Source organism: Phyllobacterium brassicacearum, from assembly GCF_003010955.1.
Taxonomy (GTDB): domain Bacteria; phylum Pseudomonadota; class Alphaproteobacteria; order Rhizobiales; family Rhizobiaceae; genus Phyllobacterium; species Phyllobacterium brassicacearum.
On record NZ_PGGO01000008.1, the window covers coordinates 66,925 to 86,222 of the forward strand.

Below are 19,298 nucleotides of genomic sequence, written 5' to 3' on the forward strand. Positions count from 1 at the left end.
AATTCTCCCCAAGAAGGGCGCATCCGGCATCCGCACAGAGGTAGTGGACAGCGATGTTTTGCGCTTCTCGTTCAAGTTGTTCGACTACTCCGACGAAGAGGTCTGCCCGGGCGTTTTTCGCAATGGCTATACGCGTGCCTTGATGGATAGGCTCAAGGGTTTTTCCTCATGGAAGGTGAGCGAATTCACATCCAATCGGAGCAGCGCGGTCCGAGTGCATCCGATCGATTGGGACAAAACAGCGAGACCCAATGGCTTCGCCCATCTCAACGAGCAATATGCCATCTATACACCCTGGCAATTCTCGATCTCAGCCAATCAGGATGGTCGGGTTCATGGCCTTCTGATTGATAATTGCTTCTACATTGTTTGGCTAGATCATCATCATGCGGTCTATCCAGCAACCTAGCTGATCAGTCCATGCGATAGGGGGATGCTCCACCGACTCCTTTCCGCTCCCCAAGGTCCGGACGCACGAGAAATCGACTGTCCCTCCTGTCTACGCGGCGTCCTGCATGGGCCTATCCAATGTGCGAAGTAGCTCAAGATAGATCAGCGTGCGCAATGTTGCCCGTACTGGCCACGGCCGAAGCGCTACAGCCTGCTCACGCATCGCGCCGAGGGGCATATCATCAAATGCTGCCATGAAGTCGCCGGCACGATCCTCTGACCAGTCCGGCCGCTGCAGGACGATATCGGATACGGCACCGATAGTCTCCGATCGCAACTCGTCGATGTTCCCGCGGCTTTGCTTGATGGTCTTGAGCACAAACACCAAGTGTCCCTCACCGTTCTCGGCGCGAACGGATTAGACTTGAGAGCATCTGTCAAGCTCATCTTCAGCTCCCTCATCTTCAGCTCCTCGTGGCTTGCTGGACTGCGCGGCGGAACTCATCGGCCATGGCTTGGCACGCTTCGATGCTGTCCTTAAACGTGGCTATGGCCGTGATCGCGTCAAAGGGTGCGGCCCCCGCCGCGGGGAAGCCACGACCCATGGCACTGAGACCGTGGAGCGACAGGGACCGCATCTCGTCAGGCCGCCTTGGCCGAAACGTTGGATTCGATGCGCGAGATCCGGAGAACTTCGCGAGCGAAAGCACGAGCCGTTTCAAAGGCCTCACGCTGGCCGGCGCCGCTCTGGCCCGATCGTTCGATGTTCGCCACCTTCTCGAGATAGCGGTCGAAATGACCGTCAATCCGGTTCGCGATCTCGGCGGCCGGCAGAGTGGTGTTTGCGATGTCCTCCAGGGAGGCCCGCAGGAGGCCTTTGGCGAGGTCGGTAAGTTCGATGCTGTTCGTGTCCATGGAGATGTTTCCTTTGTGTTAGGCGGCCTTGCCGCTGAGCCTGGCAATCTCGTCACGAAAGGCGCGGTCATCGGCGCGTTTCTGTTCAAGTTGGATTGCATTCACCAGCTGTTCCTGTTCATCGACATTCAAGGCCTTCACGCTCGACATGACGGAATCGAAGTCGATCTTGGGCTGGGGCTTGGACGCGCGAATCTCCGCCAGACGATCGATCTCGTCCTCGACATCGCGGAATTCAGCGTTGAAATCGTGCTCGACCATGCCAAGGGCTTCGCGGACATCGTCGCGGGCGCCGTCAACAGCCCGCTCGACCGTCTTCACGGCCTCGTCCAGCTCGTTCAGAGCCTCGATCTCGTCGCCGTAGCGAGCTTCGATCAGTTCGCGGGCAAGGTCATCACGGGTCGATTGCAGCAAGCCGGTCAACTCGACGGGAACGCTAAGCGCTGCCTCCTTGATCAACGGATCAGATGCACCCCGCACAGCTTTTGTGCGTTCGTCCGGTTTCATTGTGCGAAGCCAGGCCCGCACCTCTTGGCGCCGCATTTCGCTGACGATGTCTTTCGGGTCACTGTCGAAAGGCTTCATTGCCGCGCGGCGGGAATCGATCTCGCGACGATACTTGCGCACCTGCTCGGCGGCTGCCGTTCTGATGCCGGGGATAGTTTCGGCGCGGGCCACCTGTCTCAGCTTGTCGGAGATGCCGGCCGGAGTGTATTTGCCCGCCTGCTTCAACTGCGCCTGCTTCGCCTTCAGGCTTTCCGATGCCTGTTGGATCTCGCCATAGAGCTGCCGCAGCATGGTGAACGGGCCGGTGTCCCCCTGATCACGCCACTGCGGCAACCACGGGCCGATCCATTTTCCCTTGTCGGAACGGTCCTTGCCGGGGAACTTCGAATCCTTATTGAGCATCGCTGTTGCCTCCGAGTTTGAGGTTGCCGCGGACGCTGGCTGCCGCCTTGGCAAGGTTGCGCTTCTGGTGCGACATGTCGGTGGGCGCCGTGTCTGGCTGCCGGCCGTAGTCGCTCATGTCGACGGTGACGCCGGGTTTAACTTCTGTGGTGTGGGACGGCTTCATGGTGAGATCCTTTCAAATCCTGAGTTCTTCGCTGATGGTGACGTGGCGCGGCTTCACCGACGCGTTGAGAACGCCGGCTACAGCGTTTGCCAGGTCATCATGGCCCCCTGGTGCGTGATCGATCGATTCCTTCCCGCCACGGATCACACGGCGCTCGAGGTTTACGATCTGGTTGACCAGCCGATCGGAATCGAGAAGGTCGACGGTGCCGCTGTTCAGCATCGGCAACATGTCGCGATACAAATCCGATCGGGTCTTCTCAGCGATCTTGTAGCTGATGCCCTTCTTGCGGAACTGCTCCCGCGGCCATTCACCGGCATAACGGTCGCCCTCGACTTCCCGGATGCGGTAACGATCCAAGGTCTCGGCAAATTCCAGAACAACGGCTTCGGGGCTGAAGGGCGGCTTGCGTTCCCGCACACAGTCGAGGATAACGCGGTCGCCTTCATTGTGACCGATAGCGAGGGTCATGCTGTCATTGCTGCCGCCGCTCGGGTCGACAAAGCCGCGGTAACGGACGCCAGACACATAAGGACGCTCGAACACGCCAGGCGTGACACACGCCTCGACGACGTCAAGGCTGACGAACTGCTCGATATCGGTGCGGAACTCGGCCATGTATTCGGCCGATGCCGAGGACTGGTCACGCTCAAGCGCCCGATCGACAACCGATTGCGGAATGGTAGGGTTCATTTCCCGCGTGGAGGCTCGCCAGACGAGCGGGGCGTCATCCTTACCCCAAAACCGCTTGAAGGCATCCCAGAGCGCTCCGCGGCGCGCATGAGGCGAAGAGGCACACAGCAGCATCGAAGTCGGTATGGAGGCCATGCCAGGCCTGATGGCGTCAAGGATGGCATAGTCGGGTTCGGCCGCGTCATCGGTGCGCCAGAAGGCGAGCTCATCAGCGAGAACGGCCGCGAAGGTATAGCCGCGCGTCGACCGAAACGACGCGGTGCCCACTTCAATTGTGGTGCTGTTGTCAAGATCGAAGGAATCGGCCGTGTCCCGCTGCACCATCTCTTGAAACACAGGGATGTTGTCGAGCATGGCCCGGACATAGCGCAGGATCACGCGGGCTTGCCGGCGATCGGTGGCGATGACAAGAACGGTAGCCCGTTCGCCCGGTGCCAGGTATTCCCTGTAGTCGAAGAAACAAGCCAAATAGACGGCAATCAGCGCCATGTGGAACGATTTGCCACCACGGCGCCCGATGACAAGCCAGGCCTCCCGTTGCGCGTCTGTCGGCGCGTCCTTGCGGCCGGTATGCTTCTGGTAGAGCTCGAGCTGCTCGTCGTCCATGGGAAGGCCGAACAACGCAGTCAGAAAGGCAAACCAGCCCCGATAGGTTTCCGGCTTCCGGAACCATGGTGCAAAGATCTCGGGGTGGCGGCAAGCCTGCATGATGTTCAAGCGGCAGCCTCCTGCATGATATCGGCAAGCGATTTGCTGGGCTTGCCCTTGCCCCTGGGTTTGATATCGAGCTGCTTGACGAGCCTGGCCTGGAGGTTGTTCAGACGAACAAGGTTCTCGTGGTCGACGGCCTCGCCCTTGACGATGGAAGCCTGCAACTTCTCGCTTTCAACCGTAACTGCGGCCACTTGTCGGACCAGTGCCCGTTGGGGTTCGTTCAGGGAAGCAGCCCCGCCCATGTCATCCGCGAAGGACATGCAGAGGTCACGGAACCGGCGACCCAAAGCGCTCCGATTGTCCACGCCTTCAAGCAGCCACGATCCGTTCGAGATCGCAGAGCGATTACGAGTGGAATTACTGACGATCTGGTTTCGATGTGTGCTCATAAACCCAGAAATGACTGGGTTTCGTAGGCACTTCAATGGCGGGAACAGGCATTACGGTGTGGCCCGTATAAACACGTAGCGGTACGTTTTACAGGACAGTGATTTTACCCTCAGTCAACGTGACGATCAAGGATACGCTTGACGGTCATGGCCTGCAGACCGTGGGATTCGCCTATCTTCCGGAAGCTCTCACCATTGGCCCTGGCATCCCTCATAGCCTGAATAATGGCCTGCTGTGCCGTGTTCTCGACGAGCCGGCCGTCAATGACATCGTAGCCGTAAGGGGTCTTGCCGCCTCCGTAGATGCCCTGAGACGCGAGGTGACGCTTAACCTCCCGGATACGCTCCCGGATGCGCTCCCGCTCGTTCTCGGCCACGGCAGACAAGATGGTGAAGACGAGCTTGGATATACCGTTGCCGGTGACGTCGCCGCCTAGATCGATCATCACCAGGCCAGTGCCTTGAGCCTTCAATTCCTCAAGCGTTCCAAGGGCATCGGATGCGCTTCGGAACATGCGGTCCAGCTTGGGAGTGATGACCATATCGCCTTTACCGACGACGCCGAGAAGGCGCCGGCCTTGGGGTCGATCGGCGAGCGGCACCGAGCCCGATACAGCGGCTTCTACGAAGACGTCAGACACTTCCCAGCCCTGCATCATGGCATAGCCGAGGATCTTCGCCTTCTGGGTTTCCAGGCTGTCACCCTTGGCCGCCTGCTCGCTTGTCGACACCCGAACGTAGCCGAAAACCTTCATTGCAATGCCCTCATTCGTAACGTTGCTTTAGCTATGTTACTTACTAGGCAATGTTACAGACTGTTGCAAGGGTCCAAATTCAACACGATGTTGATTCTCCCTCCTTCGCAGAAAATACGCTCGTCAAAGCCTTTTCGCGCCCACGTCGCAGGATTGATTCAATTTAAGGTTGTGGTATCAGTAGACTCTACAGGAGAAGGTCCGTGCCACCGAAACGAACGCAGTCCCCCTGGCATATCGAGAACAACGTCGTTGGATACAAGCCGCGACGGCGGCGGCAGTCATCATGGTATCTGCACTCATTTCGATTGTTTACTACCCGCATGCTGACCATCGCAGGCATTTTCGCCGCCCTGTTCCTGTTGCAACAGTTTGGCGCTGGCAGCTCGAATGGATGGCACGTGAACAACGTGTTTCAAGCCGCGCCGCGAAATTGCGCAACCGCCCGCGCAATCGGTGTCGACAATGCGCGTCGTGGCCAGCAGGGATACGCGCCGCACCTCGACCGCGACGGCGATGGGATTGCATGTGAGCCATACTACGGTAGAAACCGCTGGTAGAATTGGAGGAGAGCCACAGCAATGAGCGATAAACAAACACCACGATGGAAACAGGAACGCGACGAGCGCTTGCGAAAACTAGGCGTGGGTGAGCAGCAGTCGTCGTCTGCGATCAGCTGCATTCATTGTAATCAGCTTTTTGAACCATGGCAGTCCACAGCAGCGGATTATGGACTCTGCGACAATTGCCTCCATAAGGATTGACTGCCAGCCCTGTTTAATTGTTCCACCGGGTACAGTTCCGGCCCCCCTTTCACGTTCAACCTAGATCCACAGCGAAACCGGAATAGTTCTCTTAGGCATTGATCATCTCGATTCCGTGCTTTGCACAAATGTCCCTGAAGGATGGCGCGCCCTGTCTTGAAGCACTACCGCTATCGACCTGGGATTCGACAACTTCTGCAACAAATGCCTCAAACAGACCTGCTGGTGAAGTGATCCCCAACTGTCGTCCGACACCTGGACCGAGGTTCTTAATGCCGTGCGGAGTCCCTCCGGCGGCGAACATCATATCTCCCGGGCCAAGCGTGCGAACCTCTTCGCCAACGCGGCATTCGTAGCTGCCTTCGATGATGATGTGCCACTCGTCGTAGGCGTGACGGTGGAGCCCCGCACCTGAACCGGGAGCATTGCTCATCTCGCAGAGGCTATAGTCTCCGAGAGTAGTAGGCTTGAAGGTTATTCTGATCTGCCCGAGCTGGTAAGTTTTACCCTCGCCGACAAGGAACAATCCCGATGCTTCCGTCATACGCACCTCCCATTGCTTTGTTCCAAACATACAGGAGTCCGGAGCGGGGCGCGACAAAACCGTCAATGCGGCTTCTTCACGTCTCGCCTTGCCTTCTCCTGATCCTCGATCCACCGCATGAGCGTTGACTTCCTGGCGCATACTGTACGACCCATCCGGAACGTGGGGAGGTTCCCTTGCTCGTCGTGCCAAGAGACCTGCCGTGGCGTTAGGCCAAGGAAGCGGGCGATATTCTTATTACCCATGAGGAGATCGGTCTCGTGAATGGTCATGCGGCGGCCTTCCCTATCTGGATCACCTTGCCTTCACCATTCGGTCGCGGGATTTGATATACCGTTTCCAATGCGGCCTTACGGATGAGTGCCGGAACCGCATTGATGACATTGGACGGACGCGTCTCGGCCCACTCGAAAAGATTGAGCTGCTTCATGCCGCACCTCGCTCTTCCGATTGCCAGCTCTCGATATCGCAAGGGAACAGACAGCCAGCCATTAGCCGCCGGAGTGCATCATTCATTCGATAGTGAGATATGCCCTTTCGAACAAGTAGCGCTCTGCCCGCCTCGATGCTTGCTGGAATGGGGTATGGTACTTCTCGCGTAGACGCTAACTCTTCTTCCTCTAGAGCCCAATCTTCGTCTGGCTGTGATTGTGAATTTGGTTTTGAATATGGTTGTGGTTCTGGTTGTGGTTGCTTAGGCCCGGCTTTCTCCTCAGAAAAGCTAGGCTTATTGCCCGGCTTTTCATCTCGCCTTGGTCTGCCGCCTTTTCGACCGGCCTCAGATCGTTTCATGTGGGTTTCTTCTGCCGTTGCCCGTTGCTGTTCGAGCCGGTCGAGACGCCAATCTTCCTCGAAGAGAGACTGGATAGCATCCTTCACAAAAGCCCATCGATCAGCACCGGCTCGCGCTATTCTTGCAAGCCGGTTGTCGTCAGCGGGGAGCCCGCCATGTTGCCAGTAATGCATCTTGAGGGAGATATATGCCCCAAACTCCTCGGCGGTCAGGTGAGAGGTTTCAGCGAGTTCATCGCCGATATAGAGGGGCATCCAATGGAGATGGCTCATAGCGACCTCGCTTTGATCAGCTGGGCCATCCTGAGCGCTTCACAGGCCTGCAGCGCCGTCAAGCCGAAGCGCTCGCGCAAAACGACAACGCCGGGTTGGTTGTAGTCGCGAGGCGTGGTGGCGTAAAAACGGGCGGCTTCCTCTACGATATCGGAATGCTCGTGCTCGGGAGGGGTGAGTTCCGCGACGCTCATGCGGCGCTCGCCATGAAGAAAGCGATAAGCTGGCCGCGTTCGGCTACCCACCGGCCACCAACTTTTTTGGCTGGGAGTTCGCCCGTTTCCAGCATGTGGAAGGTCGAACGTGCCGAGCGGCCTATGATCTTAGCAATCTCGCCTGCTCCCCAAACCAGATCCATTCCCTGCGCTGCAGCGGAAGTCGATGTCATTTTTTGCAACCTTTCGCTAGTAAGAATGTAATATGGGTAATACAGTAATAGGGTTGACGTCAAGCGAAACCTAAGACAGTGCTATGTAAAATACGTGGAGTAGTGAGCATGGCGAAAGCGGGACGGGGTGCAGATCAATATATGCTGCGTCTACCAGACGGACTCAGGGATAGGATCAAAGCCTATGCTGAGCGGCGAGGCACCAGCATTAACAGTGAAATTGTGCGCGTTCTTGAGCGGCAGTGGCCCGAGCAATGGCCCATAAACGATCGGCTTAGCCAGTTAGCTGAAGCGGTGAACGTTCTAGCCGCCGGTAAGTCAGATCCGCGCATTGCGCAGTTCATCAATGACTTTGAGAAAACAGTCGAAGGAATAATTTCGGGTCGAGTCACTGGGGTAGATATCGAGACACGCGAATCAGTGGTGGGCCTTTGGGAGGAGTACCAGCGCAAGCGCGGAGAGGATGAGGCCGAAACCTATCAATCTGAATACGACGAAGAAGAAGACCGCACAATGAGCCTGATTGGACGCCCTGAGAAATATGCAATTCCGCCGGCCGAGCGGAAGAGATTGGGCAACCTCTCGGACGAAGAGTTGGAGATCTACAAATTGGGATATGAGGCCGGTTTGGACCGACGACATGAGCCGATTTCCGATAGCAACCCATTCGGCAATCCCTTAGACAAGGACTAAGCATGTCGACTCGCAAGCGCACATGGACGAATGCCAAAGGTGAAGAGAAAACCGCCTGGGTGGTCGATTATGCCGATACCAAGGGCAAGCGCCGGCTGAAAACCTTCAAGCTCAAGAAGGCGGCTGACCAGTTCGCCGCTACCGCGACTGTAGAGGTCAGGGAAGGCGTTCATGTCGCTGACAGGGCCAGCGTTACAGTTGAAAAGGCCGGTTCGCTTTGGCTCGCTTCGGGCGAGAAAGCTGGCTTGGGACGCTCCACGATAAACCAGCGAAAGAGCCACCTGGAACATCATATCAAACCGATGATCGGCGACACGCTCTTGTCAAAGCTGACGGTGCCGGCAGTGCGCGACTTTGAGGACAGGTTGCGGAAAGACGGCCGGTCATCGGTGATGGCAAAGAAGATTATCACGTCGCTCGGGTCCATCCTGGCCGACGCCAGCGAGCGCGGGCTCGCCACTCGCAACCCGGTAAGGGATATCCGCGGGAGTAGGAACAGCAGCGAGAGACGCACAGAGAGGCGACAGAAGGGCCGTCTGGAGGTCGGGACAGACATACCCACCCGCGAGGAGATTAAATCGCTGGTTGCCGCTCTGGACGCGCACTGGCGGCCATTGCTGGTTACCGTGATATTCACCGGCATGCGCTCATCTGAGCTGCGCGGGCTACGCTGGCAGGATGTCGATTTCAAGCGTGGTGAGATCAGTGTCCGTCAACGCGTCGACCAGTTCAGGAAAGTAGGGCCACCGAAGTCCGAGGCCGGAGCGCGGACCATTCCGGTGCCGCCGCTCGTGACCAATGCGCTCAAGGAACTGAAGCTCAAGCAGGGAAGCAAGCAGGAGATCGTCTTTGCCAACCCTGACGGCGAATCCCGCTCACATTCCAATGTCGTGACCAAGGGCCTTCAACCGGCAATGGTCAGGGCAGGGGTGACGATCGATATCGGCAAGATCGACAGGAACGGCAAGCCGATCGTCAAGGCAAAGTACACCGGCCTTCACGCTCTGCGACATTTCTACGCGAGCTGGCTTATCAACCGGAAAGAGGATGGAGGGCTCGGAATGCCTGCCAAGATGGTTCAGGAACGGCTTGGACATGCCTCGATTGTCATGACGATGGATGTGTATGGCCACCTGTTCCCGAGAGGTGATGACGGCGGAGAATTGGCCGATGCTGCAACAGCACTTCTGACCTGAGTGCAACATGGATGCGACATAGCATCAAAAAACCCTTTAATATCAATATCGGGGAGAAGCCTGCAAATCCTTGCACCCCGGTTCGATTCCGGGCGAGGCCTCCACCCTACCTTACCTCCACTACAAGCATTTGATTTTGTTTATGAATTTTCTAGGTGGGGCAGTTTAGAACCGCACCCCACCCTTTAGGTGGGGCAATTTGTTCCCGAAATGGCCTTCCTAGCGATGGTCATAAACGTCTCCAGACCCCATTCATTGAGTGCCAGGTTCAGTGCCAAAATCACTACGCGACAGTTGTCTCTCGTATAGCCCTTCGTACTGTCGATCCGGTCTATGCTCGGCCGGTACGGGGAAGATGCATAATCGTCGGAACCTGAAACTGCGAATTCGATTCCAGTGACAGCGCATCGATATTCTTGCGCTTCAAGCTTCTCCAATAGCCCACCAGCGGTAAGTTCGAATGAGCGTCCCTTCTGTTTTGCCCTGGCCTTGGCAAGCCAGATAGCTCGATAGAGTGGATTATGTCGTTTCTTCTTGCGGGTGGGGTGAGGCAACCGCACAGCAATTGGCCTTGGGTTTTCCATGCATTTGGCATGCAGTTTTTTGAAAAGGTCTGGACTGACGATTGGATCGGGAAGCCGAATTCTTCCAACATCCGAGCGGCGAAAATAGTATCGGACGCCGCCGTGGCGCGTCTTGTTTGTTTCAAGATATTGGAATGAAGATAGATCAAGAACCATTTGCTATTTCTGGCATATTTTCCGATTCATCGCCAGTTTCCTCGGTTAGAACGTTCCCGCTTTCACCCCAATCAATCTTCGAAACTGCCTGTCTGGCAAGTCGCGCACGCTGCGCATTCCGGGTGTAGATTTTCGACGTCTTGGCGTCCTTCCATCCGAACATTCCCTCGAGCATCAAATCAGTCGCTTCGTTTTCGGCCATGTTCGTGGCAAGCCCCTTGCGGACGCTATGAGCGGTGAGGTGAGGGAGCCCGGCTTGGGTGAACCAATCCGACACGCGATTTCCCAATCCCTTGATGGAAAATGGACGTCCGTACTCGGTCACCATGTATGAAAGGTCTGTGACCGGGTGGAGCTTGAGAACGGCATCAAGAATCGGATGCACAGGTACTTGCAGCGTCGTTGGGTTCTTATTGCGCCCCTTGAATACCCGGAAGGTCAAAACGTCGCCACGGCGATGCTGTGGACCGATGAGGGCCAAATCCGACACTCGGACGCCGGTGTACATCAGAATGGTCAGGCCTAGGACGGCTTTTGATTGTGTCCCATGTCGCTCGACGTACTTTGCGATATCGTCATCGCGCATGGTCGCATGGCCCTCAGTCTTTACTCGAAACGATTCGACCAACTTTGCCGTGTTCACTTTGACCAATGGTTGTGGCTTGGCGGTTTTTCCCGCTTCAAATATCTGTCGCAGCACCTTCAGACGTTCGTCAGCAGCGAAAGGCGTATCTTTCTTGCGATCCCTCAGCGTTTCAACGCTTTCGGCTCCAAAGGCTGGTATGGGAATGTGAGCGAACAGGCGCGGGTCGGCGGCGGTCAAAGGCTCCAGAAGCATGCTGTCAATTATGGAGCGGCGTTTGTTCTGGGTTGTTGCATCCAGCTTTTCGAAAGCCTTGCTTCGAAGGTAGTTGACACAAAGGAAGTGAAATGTTCCCGGCTTGGCAACGAGCGGCACTTCCTGGGCGATGGCGATCTCCTGAAGCGAAGCCAAGGCACCTTCGAATAAGTTTCGGAACTCCCAATATTTATCGGTAAATTCTTGTCTGCTCGGATTGTCGGGGAGTCTGCCGTAGCGCTTCCCATTCGCGCGAAAATAGTAGCGTTCTTTACGGTGGCGGTTCGGATTGAACTCGATATAGGGTAGATCGATTGTCGCCACGTCGTTCATGCCGACGTCCTCCAATTCGAAACGTCGACCTCCTGTTCCCCATCGACAGGCCATTCTGCCATTGCGGCTTCAAGCTCGGAGATACGCCAGAACTTCCGTGAATGCCATCGACGCGGGCGGGGAAGCATTCCCTCCCGGACCATCTCATCCACGGTGTTAGGCGCAACACCGATAGCAAGCGCAACCTCGGTCCTGTTCAGACCAATGCGCGGCACGTTGCGAATGATGTCAATCTTACCCATGCGGTTTGTCCCCGCTATCCACCGCAGCCTTGGCATCATTCAGCGCTCTGATGCGTATTTGAGCTGCCAGCGATTCAATCTGGCCCAGTTTTCCCCGAGATCTGTGGAAGATATGCCAGCGCTTGGCTTCTTTGATCAGTTCGTCCAGCGTCGGCGAGGCGGGGAAGGTTCCGGTCATTCTGAAACCTCATCGAGCCAGGCCAAAAATCGGCGCAGATGGACGCGATCTTTGTCAGATTGGACGGAACACGGGTTGTCGAGAGTACGCTGGAATGACTGCCGGAAATACTCGACAGCGGATTCTAGCGCCGCTTCAGCGGTAATGTAGGCACCATAAAACGGTCCGCCCATGCCCATATAGCTTATCTGGTAACCGATCTTCTTCGCCCAGGTGCGGTCATCATTCTGCATCACGCAGATCTCGCAGTACGGTCCATAGAGCTTGTCGGTGAGGTCAATGCGGAATTTCGTCGGTTCGTTGACCGCAAAGGCTGGGCGCATGAAGTCAAAGGCGGCTTGTGAGTTCATGTTCGCCTCGCTTCTCTGATGATGGATTCAGCAGCCTGTTCATCGCCGGTCGCGCGCCACAGCGCCATTGCGACCAAAACAGGATCGATACCCTTTTCGCGCCACCACAATTCTTCGTCGCCGAAGTCGTGTTGCTCGCGGTGCATCCTGGTCGACAGAGGAACTACCCACTGGTCATCAGGCTTTTCGGCCATGCCGGTTGAGCGTTTTCCCCAACGCATGTTTCCGTAGCGGATGTGAGCGGCTTCGACGTCTCGAGCGCCGGTCACAAGACAGGGCAGGGTTCGGATGAAAGCGAGGTGCGCCATGATCTTCTGGCGCGGCTTCTTCGCGACGGTCGGCTTGGTGATTGAAAACGCCGTCGCAGGCCTGCGGATTGCCATAGCCATCAACGCGACTCCTGCTCCAACGCGTATTCGATCATGCTGCCGCGCAAGTCGTGATCGTTGCGGATCAGGGTATCCATCCAGACCGGAATGGTTTCCGGCTGGTCGCCAACAATGAGCATGATGCTCTTGATCGTCACGTCATGGTCTGATCCCGGATCGTAGTGAGCAGGATCGGCGAGGTAGCCAGCACCGGATTCGGGCTCGCCCTTCGTGAATTCGAACTTGATTTGAAGATCGAATGAGTGATCGTCGCCGCAATGGATGGATTGCTCCAGCTTTGTTTCGAAGGTGTGCATCATCAGTTCAACTCCCACTTTTCAGCAGTAAGAACGCTGTCGAGATATTTGGCGAGAACGCTTTCGCAAGCGGCTACTTCGCCCTTCAAGCGGGCATGGGTTGCGTCGTACTGCTCTGCGAGCTTGCGAGAGCGCCTGAACTCGTAGGGGGCGTGGAGGGGAACGGAGGTCACGCAGCCTCGCTTCGCGCCGTAGCGCCATGCTCGACACCCAGAAGGTCATCGATGAAGATGAGGACGGCTTCCTTGCTCTTCTGAAACTCAGCGGCGCCCATCGCCTTCACTGACTGGCTTTTCGCTGTCATGACGTGGACAACACAGTTGAGCGGAACGACCACGCAATAATCATCAATCGGGCGAATGAAGGCGGCTACCCGTTCGGCTTCAGCTTTCGAAGCACAGACAATCGACCGCTCATCGCGGTATCCGGTGCGGATCAGCGCCTTCTTGCGAAGATGTTCGACCGTCGGATATTCGCCAAGCATGGAGTCGTGCAGATTATCGAAGCCGTTCTTGATCGAAGCGAAGTAGTGACGGTGTGAATTATCCGAGCGCTCACGATGCTCGAGCAGCTTGTAATGCTCGCCGATGACGAAATGCTCGTCCGCCAGCTTTGCGTAAAAACCGCTCGACGGCTTGAAAATGCCTTCGCCTTCGTACTGGAATGAGATAGGGCGACTGTTCATGGCGCTGTCTCCAGCACCTTCGCATCTTCAAAGTTGATGATGCGCCGACATGAGCCCGTTTCACCATCGAGCTTTACGGTGAACTTTGCCGGACCATGCGCATATACACCGTCTATGGTGCCTTGTAGTTCGCCGTCAAAGCCCCTGATTGATACCCGGGTGCCAATCAGCAATGGAGGCTGGATATTGTTCTCACCAGCCCAAGTCTTCTGAGCGTTTTCCACCTCGCTGCGAAGCGCGCTGGAATAGCCGTCGAGAATGGTCGCCATGTCGAGATTGCAGTCCCAATAGGCTCGGTTTTCTAGATCCTTCGCCAACTCGTAACCGTCCGACGAATCCCGCCCGTACTGAGCCAGGTCGGCAGCATGTTGCTCCAGCTCAGATGCTTCGACGTGACCGGCTTGCACGAGCTGCTCGGCAATCAGTACAGCTGCAGCCAAGCGCATATCGTCATTCACTTTTGGGCGTTCAGTCATTGTCCTAACCCTTCCGGGGCATTCGCGCCCCTTGTCTGGTTTGCTAACCGGCCATCATGTTTCGAACCGCTTCCGGCTGATCCATGATGTTAGAAGGAGGGGCTTTGCGTTTGGCGGCCGCCTCAATGATCTTCTTGAGCTCAAGCGCGTCGGTCGGTGACTTTGCCCAGAATGTCCGCAGCGGCTCGCGATTGGCATCAGCCCATTTTGCGACGGTCACCGGATCGCTTTCGTTGATGAACTGCACGGCACGATCAAAGAATTGTCCTACCGGTACGTTTTCAAGTGCCCATCCATCGCCCCAAGTGACAGTGATGGCGTCATTACCGGCAATGAGCTTCATCCGGTTTTCCTCGCGCTCATGCTCGACAATCTCGGAGGCGGTTAGGTCCAGCATCTTTGCGCGGTCGAGCTCGGCTTCGTCATAGAGGCCGGTGAACTGTTCAGGCCATCCGGCGCGTAGCGCTTGCATTTCTGCGCACTTGGCAATCATGAGGCGGGGCATCTTGCACCAGTTGCCGCTATCGTCGAGGGAAGCTACGGCATCTGGTTTCAACGTTTTTTCATATTTGGTATTGCCGTCTGGCCAAGTCTCGCCGGTATCGACCTTGTTGTACTGGCTCGCTGCATAGGACAGCGGCGCGAACTCATCCCAGAACGCCTGTCCCGCCACCTCATACCATTCTGCAGTCTTCGGATCCTGCTTCCACAGGTAGACCGTCGCCGAGATGACGCCGTGCGGATTGGTCGGGCACTTGATCTCCGGATCAGTTTCATAGGTTGGTGTCTTGCTGGCAGGACGATAGTCGCCACAGCGCTGCGCAATGACACGCTGGCCGTCACGGCTGATGATGATCGTCATCTTCCGCTTTTTGGCGTTGTCCTTGGAAAAGATCATCGGGATGATCTGACCGAGGAACGGATCAAGACCCTTTGCACGCGCAACCTCGATGAAGAGATTGAATTCAGCGGTGTTGCAATCTTTGGCAACGGTGCTCTGGATCAAGGCAATCTGTTTGGTCGAATGCGCGTAAGGAGTAACGGCGTTCATTATTTCCTCCTGATGTTGATGGAGATGGAACCGTTGTCGAGGTGAGCGCCTGGAACTTCTTCCTTGGCCTCAAGCGCTTCCTTGAGCGCCTTCTTGTCGAGCTTTGGTTCGACCTTCGGCAGGGTCCAGAATGTGGCGGGAATGTCCGCCTCATTGTCGATAACGATGTTGGGCTTGCGCTTGGACAGGAAGATCGTTGCCGTCGGCAGGGTGATCTTCTCCTGCTCGGTGACCATCATCGCCTGTTCCATGGCGGCGCGTCGCTGTTCGATGCGCTGTTCGATGGCCCTGCGACGGCCGGCGTAGGCTTCTTCCTTTGCCTTGAGCCCAATGATGAGGACATCATCCTCATCATTGGCATCCATCGCAGCAGCCATGGCTTCGAAGAACGAAGTCTCACCTTCGATGGCGGTTTCGACGATCTCCTGATCGTCGGCGTCACCACTTTCCCGAAGGCTGGCCAGCAGTCGCTTCACTGCCTCTGTTTGACGGAGCAATGTGTGCGATGCATCGCTCATGCGAGTTCCTTCCGTTCGAAAAGTGAGTGATAGGCGCGCTTCAAAGCTCGGCGAACGGAATCGTTCGGCTCTTTGAGCAGGCGGTCTTCGATGTGTTTCAGGCCATCTTCGCGGGAAAGCCGGTCGATGCATGCCAGTTCGGCGGCGATGCAGATTTCTGCGGCCGTCATATCGCACCTTCATTTCTGGCGATGGTGCGCTGGCAGAGCGGGATCGCATTGCGAAGCTTGTCTTCGCTCAGGCTTTCGATGCCGCCCGGATACAGACTGTGGAAGAAAGCGGTCTGCGCTTCCGTGCACCGCGACAGCAGGGTTTTCAGTTCCTGCTGCAAAGCATCGCGGACGATATCGGAAACGCTTCGGGTAGCGGCGCTCATCGCTGCACCAAATAAAAGCAGACCGTCCAAAGGAACCCGTTCGCCCAAAGAATGGCGGCACGGATGAAGGCGTCACGAGTGGTGGAGCGAGGCGCGTTCATGCTGCACCTGCCGTTTCACCCGACAGGCTATTGAGATCGACGCCGATATTGATGAGCAGCTTGCGCTTCTCCGCATCGGTCAAGAGCTTGCCATGCATGAGCAAGTTGACTGTCTTCGGGTCAATGTAGACGGGCTGTCTCGTCGCGGCCTTCTCCGGCAATTCAACAACCGTCGTAAATACGATGCTGTTGAATTCCCACCGTGGATAGACCGTCGCCTTGCTGCCGCGTTCGTTGGTTCTGCTGATGTCACAGATGGCCTACCGGTCCGATACCTGGTAGAGGTTTACCAAGGAATTTTCCAGTTCACCGACACGCTTACGCGCTTCAACCAATTCTTTGGCGAGTTCGGCATCTATGTCCGACGCTTTTACTTTGAATTCGATGCTGTGACTGGACATGATTATATGGCCTCACTGCTGCGATCTTCGCCGTCAAAGACGAAGCCAGGAACGATCGGAAGAGGGACGGCGAGCGAAGTAGTCGGAGCGCCAGCCCTGCGAAGGGCTTCCTCGATCTCCACCTGCAGGCGCATTTCCGCGTTTGGAACGTAGGAAATACCGTTGTGATCGGCATCGGCGCGCTCGGCGAAGTATTCATGCGCCTCTTGCAGGGCTGAGATCATTGCTTCTGTGGGAGTTTGGGAGCGGGCCATCAGTTCACCCTCGATTTGAAACCGTTGCAGATGATGTGAGTTTCGCGCGCCAGCTCTTTGACGTCGCGCATGTAGCCAAGCATGGAATATTGCTCGACCATCTGTTCCGCTGCCTTCCGGTTGAGCGGGATCAGCGCTTCCAGCTGCTGGTAAACCGTCCATGACGTGCGCGGCAGCTTTGCCAGTGCGATTGCTGTTTCCAGATCGCCGGTCAGGTTGGCTTGGTCTGTCAAGAGCGCGGATGCGGTGTTGCCGAAGCCTGTCCGGACCCAGAACGAAGCCTTGCCATCAGCCGCGGCCAGGCAAGCAAACCGCTTTGAATTGGTGTCGGGATAGTTGCGCAGCGCGTCGGCGATGCTCTCAATGATGAAGCCGGTTTCAGTGGCAATCTCATCGGCGGTACGGAATTCGTGATTGATGACATTCATTTCGAAAATCTCCGCTTGGCGAACTCGCAGATGAGGATCAGCGCGATCGCGGCGACAACCTGAAGGCCGAGGTCCGAGAAGGTCATTGGGTCTATGGAGGTGTTCATGGCATCCATCCGTTGTTGATGGATGTGTTGTAGCGTATATCGCTACATACTGTCAATCTTAGTGTAGCGATATTAGAAACAAAATTTGACGCCCTGCTAATAGGCGCGATATATCTGTTAGGCGAACAACAAAAAAACCGCCCGGAGGCGGTCCTAATCTGTCATTAACCATATCGGCCCACATTGGTGATTCAAGGAGCGAAAGATGCAAAATACGTCACACGCGGTAATGGCTCAACGTCACGAAGCAAAAGATAGTGCTGACGATTTCCCGACGCCACCGTGGGCCACCCGCGCGCTAATCGAGCATATCGTCGGCGTCGATCAAGTTCGAGGGTTGACCTGTCTGGAGCCAGCTGCAGGCAGGGGATACATGGCAAGGCCGCTCGCAGAATATTTCTCTCAAGTAGACTCTGCGGACGCCTATTCCTACGGATTTGCTCCAGTCCGCGATTTCTTGACGTTTCCTTACGAGGCAATGTCACACGACTGGGTTATCACGAACCCACCATTTCGGCTTGCAGAAGAATTTGTTGATCGAGCAATGACCGTGGCGCGCAAGGGCGTGGCAATTCTCGCCCGTACTGTATTTCTCGAAAGTGTGGGGCGTTACGAGGGCATCTTTAGAGAAAACCCACCGACGGCATTTGCTCAGTTTTCTGAGCGAGTTCCTATGGTAAAAGGCCGACTTGATCAAAAGGCATCGACTGCGACAGGCTATGCGTGGTTCGTGTGGGAAAAAACATCAAGCGTGGTTGTCCCTCGCTTGATGTGGGTGCCGCCATGTCGAAAGAAGTTAGAAAAGCAGAGTGACTATCAAGGTTAAGCTGCATTGGTCGCGTGGACGCGGCCAATTTCAGTAATTCGAAGACCTCCAGGAATTTCCTCCAAATATCCTTCGGCGATGTAGTTGCCTTCAGCATCTTTATGAGACTTAATGTTTCTCACGCGCTGCTCCCAGACTGCTTCAGCTGGGCGAGTGTCGGATTGGACTAAATCAGCTGCCGTCAAATTGATTCTCGCGGGAATCGCGTCCACCAGCATGCCGAACGTTGCTTGACCGTCGGCAGATTCTGCAAGAATTTGCAGTACGATTGCCGAAAGCTCACCCTCAGTTGTTCTGTTCATCGCGTCCGGCATAATTTCTCCTTTGGAGTTGTGATGATTGTTTCGTTCATTCCATGTCCGGCGTTTTATCGTGGCTTTATCCAATCGATCGGCGCGGCCCATTCGACTACCTGATCCATCATATCGGCATACTGACCGTTGATGCTTGTAAGGGTCCATGTCGCTGTATCGGCGCCTGGACGGACTATCTTCACGAAAATGCGACCATCGCCCAGCTGCACCACAGCTCGTTTATTCACAAGCTCGGAAGGAGGAAGCAGTCTCGAGTAGTAGAGGATGGTGCCGTCCTCGTAGGCAGGGAACATCGAATCCCCAGACACTTGAACTGCTACGGTGCCGTGTCGAGCATCGGCCGGCGCTTCGACAGTATCGTCGCCACCATCGTCGATCGCGAACACAGCAGCCCCGGCTCCGACCTTTCCTTTGAGAGGGACGTGAATCTCTTTTGGAGCTGTAGTCCCCGTAATTGCTTCTATGGCCAAGAGCTCTTCGCCAGAAATTGTGCGAGATCCTTTGAGCATCTTATTGACCGCAGCACGGTCTATCGAACGAGCAAGGCGTTCCGTCAGCAAACGAGCAAGCTCTGATTGCGATACTCCAGAATCATTGAGAGCAGTTTGTAGCCATTCTGACAACATGTAGAATGCATAGCTGTTCCTTGTTAAACTGTCGTTTTCCATATTCGCTACAATATCGCTTGCATTTGTTGCTATATTCGCTACATTTGGTGATATGGAACCAGCTCGCACTATCATTAGAAGTCTCGGTGGCCCCTCGGTAGTCGCTTCAATTGCCGGGGTTCATCGAACGCGCGTTTCAAATTGGA

38 protein-coding genes are annotated in these 19,298 nt (G+C 55.9%); 5 read left to right on the forward strand and 33 right to left on the reverse strand.

Annotated features, from left to right (window positions below; genetic code table 11):
• The first annotated feature begins 43 nt into the window (after positions 1–43).
• Positions 44–409 (forward strand): hypothetical protein, encoded by a 366-nt coding sequence (locus tag CU102_RS12310; protein ID WP_208113877.1) that lies wholly within the window; start codon positions 44–46, stop codon positions 407–409.
• 90 nt (positions 410–499) lie between these two features.
• Here CU102_RS12310 and CU102_RS12315 read toward each other — a convergent pair whose 3' ends face one another.
• From CU102_RS12315 to CU102_RS12340, 7 genes are all read right to left on the reverse strand, one after another.
• Positions 500–775, reverse strand: a complete 276-nt coding sequence (locus CU102_RS12315; protein ID WP_133624656.1) for a hypothetical protein — start codon at positions 773–775, stop codon at positions 500–502.
• Positions 776–1,032: 257 nt separating this feature from the next.
• Positions 1,033–1,305: a hypothetical protein gene (locus CU102_RS12320; RefSeq protein ID WP_106711397.1), complete on the reverse strand. Its 273-nt coding sequence runs from the start codon at positions 1,303–1,305 to the stop codon at positions 1,033–1,035.
• 18 nt (positions 1,306–1,323) lie between these two features.
• Positions 1,324–2,214 (reverse strand): hypothetical protein, encoded by an 891-nt coding sequence (locus CU102_RS12325; protein WP_106711398.1) that lies wholly within the window; start codon positions 2,212–2,214, stop codon positions 1,324–1,326.
• A complete protein-coding gene (locus tag CU102_RS29820; protein WP_166648536.1) occupies positions 2,204–2,380 on the reverse strand; it encodes a hypothetical protein in 177 nt (58 codons plus the stop codon). The genes CU102_RS12325 and CU102_RS29820 overlap by 11 nt, the downstream gene beginning before the upstream one ends.
• A 12-nt stretch (positions 2,381–2,392) precedes the next feature.
• A complete protein-coding gene (locus CU102_RS12330) occupies positions 2,393–3,790 on the reverse strand; it encodes a terminase large subunit (protein WP_106711399.1) in 1,398 nt (465 codons plus the stop codon).
• Positions 3,787–4,176 (reverse strand): hypothetical protein, encoded by a 390-nt coding sequence (locus CU102_RS12335; RefSeq protein ID WP_106711400.1) that lies wholly within the window; start codon positions 4,174–4,176, stop codon positions 3,787–3,789. The genes CU102_RS12330 and CU102_RS12335 overlap by 4 nt, the downstream gene beginning before the upstream one ends.
• Before the next feature lie 110 nt (positions 4,177–4,286).
• Complete coding sequence (locus tag CU102_RS12340) at positions 4,287–4,931, reverse strand: recombinase family protein (RefSeq protein WP_106711401.1); 645 nt, start codon at positions 4,929–4,931, stop codon at positions 4,287–4,289.
• A 203-nt stretch (positions 4,932–5,134) separates the two neighbouring features.
• Between CU102_RS12340 and CU102_RS12345 the strand changes: the two genes are divergently transcribed.
• Positions 5,135–5,491 (forward strand): excalibur calcium-binding domain-containing protein, encoded by a 357-nt coding sequence (locus tag CU102_RS12345; RefSeq protein ID WP_245425313.1) that lies wholly within the window; start codon positions 5,135–5,137, stop codon positions 5,489–5,491.
• A 295-nt stretch (positions 5,492–5,786) separates the two neighbouring features.
• Here CU102_RS12345 and CU102_RS12350 read toward each other — a convergent pair whose 3' ends face one another.
• From CU102_RS12350 to CU102_RS12370, 6 genes are all read right to left on the reverse strand, one after another.
• A complete protein-coding gene (locus CU102_RS12350) occupies positions 5,787–6,239 on the reverse strand; it encodes a cupin domain-containing protein (protein WP_166648537.1) in 453 nt (150 codons plus the stop codon).
• 62 nt (positions 6,240–6,301) lie between these two features.
• Positions 6,302–6,511 (reverse strand): DNA-binding protein, encoded by a 210-nt coding sequence (locus CU102_RS12355; protein WP_106711404.1) that lies wholly within the window; start codon positions 6,509–6,511, stop codon positions 6,302–6,304.
• On the reverse strand, positions 6,508–6,669 hold the full coding sequence (locus CU102_RS29825) for a hypothetical protein (protein ID WP_166648538.1): 162 nt from the start codon (positions 6,667–6,669) through the stop codon (positions 6,508–6,510). Before CU102_RS29825 ends, CU102_RS12355 begins: the two co-directional genes overlap by 4 nt.
• Positions 6,666–7,304, reverse strand: coding sequence for a YdaU family protein (locus CU102_RS12360; protein ID WP_106711405.1), 639 nt, complete (start codon positions 7,302–7,304; stop codon positions 6,666–6,668). The genes CU102_RS29825 and CU102_RS12360 overlap by 4 nt, the downstream gene beginning before the upstream one ends.
• On the reverse strand, positions 7,301–7,498 hold the full coding sequence (locus CU102_RS12365) for a hypothetical protein (RefSeq protein ID WP_106711406.1): 198 nt from the start codon (positions 7,496–7,498) through the stop codon (positions 7,301–7,303). The genes CU102_RS12360 and CU102_RS12365 overlap by 4 nt, the downstream gene beginning before the upstream one ends.
• Positions 7,495–7,692 carry a MerR family transcriptional regulator gene (locus tag CU102_RS12370; protein WP_106711407.1) on the reverse strand — a complete coding sequence of 66 codons (198 nt, stop codon included), beginning with the start codon at positions 7,690–7,692 and terminating at the stop codon, positions 7,495–7,497. The genes CU102_RS12365 and CU102_RS12370 overlap by 4 nt, the downstream gene beginning before the upstream one ends.
• A gap of 108 nt (positions 7,693–7,800) precedes the next feature.
• Between CU102_RS12370 and CU102_RS12375 the strand changes: the two genes are divergently transcribed.
• The gene (locus CU102_RS12375; RefSeq protein ID WP_106711408.1) at positions 7,801–8,385 is read left to right on the forward strand and encodes an Arc family DNA-binding protein; all 585 of its coding nucleotides are present in this window, start codon (positions 7,801–7,803) and stop codon (positions 8,383–8,385) included.
• Positions 8,386–8,387: 2 nt separating this feature from the next.
• Entirely contained in the window at positions 8,388–9,581 is a 1,194-nt protein-coding gene (locus CU102_RS12380; protein ID WP_106711409.1) for a tyrosine-type recombinase/integrase, read from the forward strand.
• Between the two features lie 185 nt (positions 9,582–9,766).
• On the opposite strand, the gene CU102_RS12385 is transcribed toward CU102_RS12380, so the two are convergent.
• The 18 genes from CU102_RS12385 to CU102_RS12445 all read right to left on the reverse strand — a co-directional run bounded on the left by CU102_RS12385 (position 9,767) and on the right by CU102_RS12445 (position 17,237).
• Positions 9,767–10,321 (reverse strand): hypothetical protein, encoded by a 555-nt coding sequence (locus tag CU102_RS12385; protein ID WP_133624658.1) that lies wholly within the window; start codon positions 10,319–10,321, stop codon positions 9,767–9,769.
• Entirely contained in the window at positions 10,311–11,492 is a 1,182-nt protein-coding gene (locus CU102_RS12390) for a site-specific integrase (protein WP_166648539.1), read from the reverse strand. Before CU102_RS12390 ends, CU102_RS12385 begins: the two co-directional genes overlap by 11 nt.
• On the reverse strand, positions 11,489–11,734 hold the full coding sequence (locus CU102_RS29830) for a hypothetical protein (protein ID WP_166648540.1): 246 nt from the start codon (positions 11,732–11,734) through the stop codon (positions 11,489–11,491). The genes CU102_RS12390 and CU102_RS29830 overlap by 4 nt, the downstream gene beginning before the upstream one ends.
• The gene (locus CU102_RS12395) at positions 11,727–11,912 is read right to left on the reverse strand and encodes a hypothetical protein (RefSeq protein ID WP_106711412.1); all 186 of its coding nucleotides are present in this window, start codon (positions 11,910–11,912) and stop codon (positions 11,727–11,729) included. Before CU102_RS12395 ends, CU102_RS29830 begins: the two co-directional genes overlap by 8 nt.
• On the reverse strand, positions 11,909–12,262 hold the full coding sequence (locus tag CU102_RS12400) for a hypothetical protein (protein WP_106711413.1): 354 nt from the start codon (positions 12,260–12,262) through the stop codon (positions 11,909–11,911). The genes CU102_RS12395 and CU102_RS12400 overlap by 4 nt, the downstream gene beginning before the upstream one ends.
• Complete coding sequence (locus CU102_RS12405; protein ID WP_245425314.1) at positions 12,259–12,651, reverse strand: DUF968 domain-containing protein; 393 nt, start codon at positions 12,649–12,651, stop codon at positions 12,259–12,261. The genes CU102_RS12400 and CU102_RS12405 overlap by 4 nt, the downstream gene beginning before the upstream one ends.
• Positions 12,651–12,950, reverse strand: coding sequence for a hypothetical protein (locus CU102_RS12410; RefSeq protein WP_106711415.1), 300 nt, complete (start codon positions 12,948–12,950; stop codon positions 12,651–12,653). The genes CU102_RS12405 and CU102_RS12410 overlap by 1 nt, the downstream gene beginning before the upstream one ends.
• Positions 12,950–13,120, reverse strand: coding sequence for a hypothetical protein (locus CU102_RS29835; RefSeq protein ID WP_166648541.1), 171 nt, complete (start codon positions 13,118–13,120; stop codon positions 12,950–12,952). Before CU102_RS29835 ends, CU102_RS12410 begins: the two co-directional genes overlap by 1 nt.
• Positions 13,117–13,632, reverse strand: a complete 516-nt coding sequence (locus CU102_RS12415; protein ID WP_106711416.1) for a hypothetical protein — start codon at positions 13,630–13,632, stop codon at positions 13,117–13,119. Before CU102_RS12415 ends, CU102_RS29835 begins: the two co-directional genes overlap by 4 nt.
• Positions 13,629–14,108, reverse strand: coding sequence for a hypothetical protein (locus tag CU102_RS12420; RefSeq protein ID WP_106711417.1), 480 nt, complete (start codon positions 14,106–14,108; stop codon positions 13,629–13,631). Before CU102_RS12420 ends, CU102_RS12415 begins: the two co-directional genes overlap by 4 nt.
• A 43-nt stretch (positions 14,109–14,151) precedes the next feature.
• Positions 14,152–15,159 carry a phage recombination protein Bet gene (bet, locus tag CU102_RS12425; RefSeq protein WP_106711418.1) on the reverse strand — a complete coding sequence of 336 codons (1,008 nt, stop codon included), beginning with the start codon at positions 15,157–15,159 and terminating at the stop codon, positions 14,152–14,154.
• Positions 15,159–15,677 (reverse strand): siphovirus Gp157 family protein, encoded by a 519-nt coding sequence (locus CU102_RS12430; protein WP_106711419.1) that lies wholly within the window; start codon positions 15,675–15,677, stop codon positions 15,159–15,161. The genes bet and CU102_RS12430 overlap by 1 nt, the downstream gene beginning before the upstream one ends.
• The gene (locus CU102_RS29840) at positions 15,674–15,847 is read right to left on the reverse strand and encodes a hypothetical protein (protein ID WP_166648542.1); all 174 of its coding nucleotides are present in this window, start codon (positions 15,845–15,847) and stop codon (positions 15,674–15,676) included. The genes CU102_RS12430 and CU102_RS29840 overlap by 4 nt, the downstream gene beginning before the upstream one ends.
• Positions 15,844–16,053: a hypothetical protein gene (locus CU102_RS12435; RefSeq protein WP_106711420.1), complete on the reverse strand. Its 210-nt coding sequence runs from the start codon at positions 16,051–16,053 to the stop codon at positions 15,844–15,846. Before CU102_RS12435 ends, CU102_RS29840 begins: the two co-directional genes overlap by 4 nt.
• 97 nt (positions 16,054–16,150) lie before the next feature.
• Complete coding sequence (locus CU102_RS29845; RefSeq protein WP_166648543.1) at positions 16,151–16,315, reverse strand: hypothetical protein; 165 nt, start codon at positions 16,313–16,315, stop codon at positions 16,151–16,153.
• A 99-nt stretch (positions 16,316–16,414) separates the two neighbouring features.
• Positions 16,415–16,555 (reverse strand): hypothetical protein, encoded by a 141-nt coding sequence (locus CU102_RS29850; protein ID WP_166648544.1) that lies wholly within the window; start codon positions 16,553–16,555, stop codon positions 16,415–16,417.
• A gap of 2 nt (positions 16,556–16,557) precedes the next feature.
• Positions 16,558–16,809 (reverse strand): hypothetical protein, encoded by a 252-nt coding sequence (locus tag CU102_RS12440; RefSeq protein ID WP_106711421.1) that lies wholly within the window; start codon positions 16,807–16,809, stop codon positions 16,558–16,560.
• Complete coding sequence (locus CU102_RS12445; RefSeq protein ID WP_106711422.1) at positions 16,809–17,237, reverse strand: hypothetical protein; 429 nt, start codon at positions 17,235–17,237, stop codon at positions 16,809–16,811. Before CU102_RS12445 ends, CU102_RS12440 begins: the two co-directional genes overlap by 1 nt.
• A 312-nt stretch (positions 17,238–17,549) precedes the next feature.
• Between CU102_RS12445 and CU102_RS12450 the strand changes: the two genes are divergently transcribed.
• Positions 17,550–18,170: an SAM-dependent methyltransferase gene (locus CU102_RS12450; RefSeq protein WP_106711423.1), complete on the forward strand. Its 621-nt coding sequence runs from the start codon at positions 17,550–17,552 to the stop codon at positions 18,168–18,170.
• Here CU102_RS12450 and CU102_RS12455 read toward each other — a convergent pair.
• Both CU102_RS12455 and CU102_RS12460 read right to left on the reverse strand, forming a co-directional pair.
• Positions 18,167–18,574 carry a hypothetical protein gene (locus CU102_RS12455; RefSeq protein ID WP_133624660.1) on the reverse strand — a complete coding sequence of 136 codons (408 nt, stop codon included), beginning with the start codon at positions 18,572–18,574 and terminating at the stop codon, positions 18,167–18,169. The genes CU102_RS12450 and CU102_RS12455 overlap by 4 nt on opposite strands.
• On the reverse strand, positions 18,538–19,227 hold the full coding sequence (locus CU102_RS12460; protein ID WP_245425315.1) for a LexA family transcriptional regulator: 690 nt from the start codon (positions 19,225–19,227) through the stop codon (positions 18,538–18,540). The genes CU102_RS12455 and CU102_RS12460 overlap by 37 nt, the downstream gene beginning before the upstream one ends.
• Between the last annotated feature and the right edge of the window lie 71 nt (positions 19,228–19,298).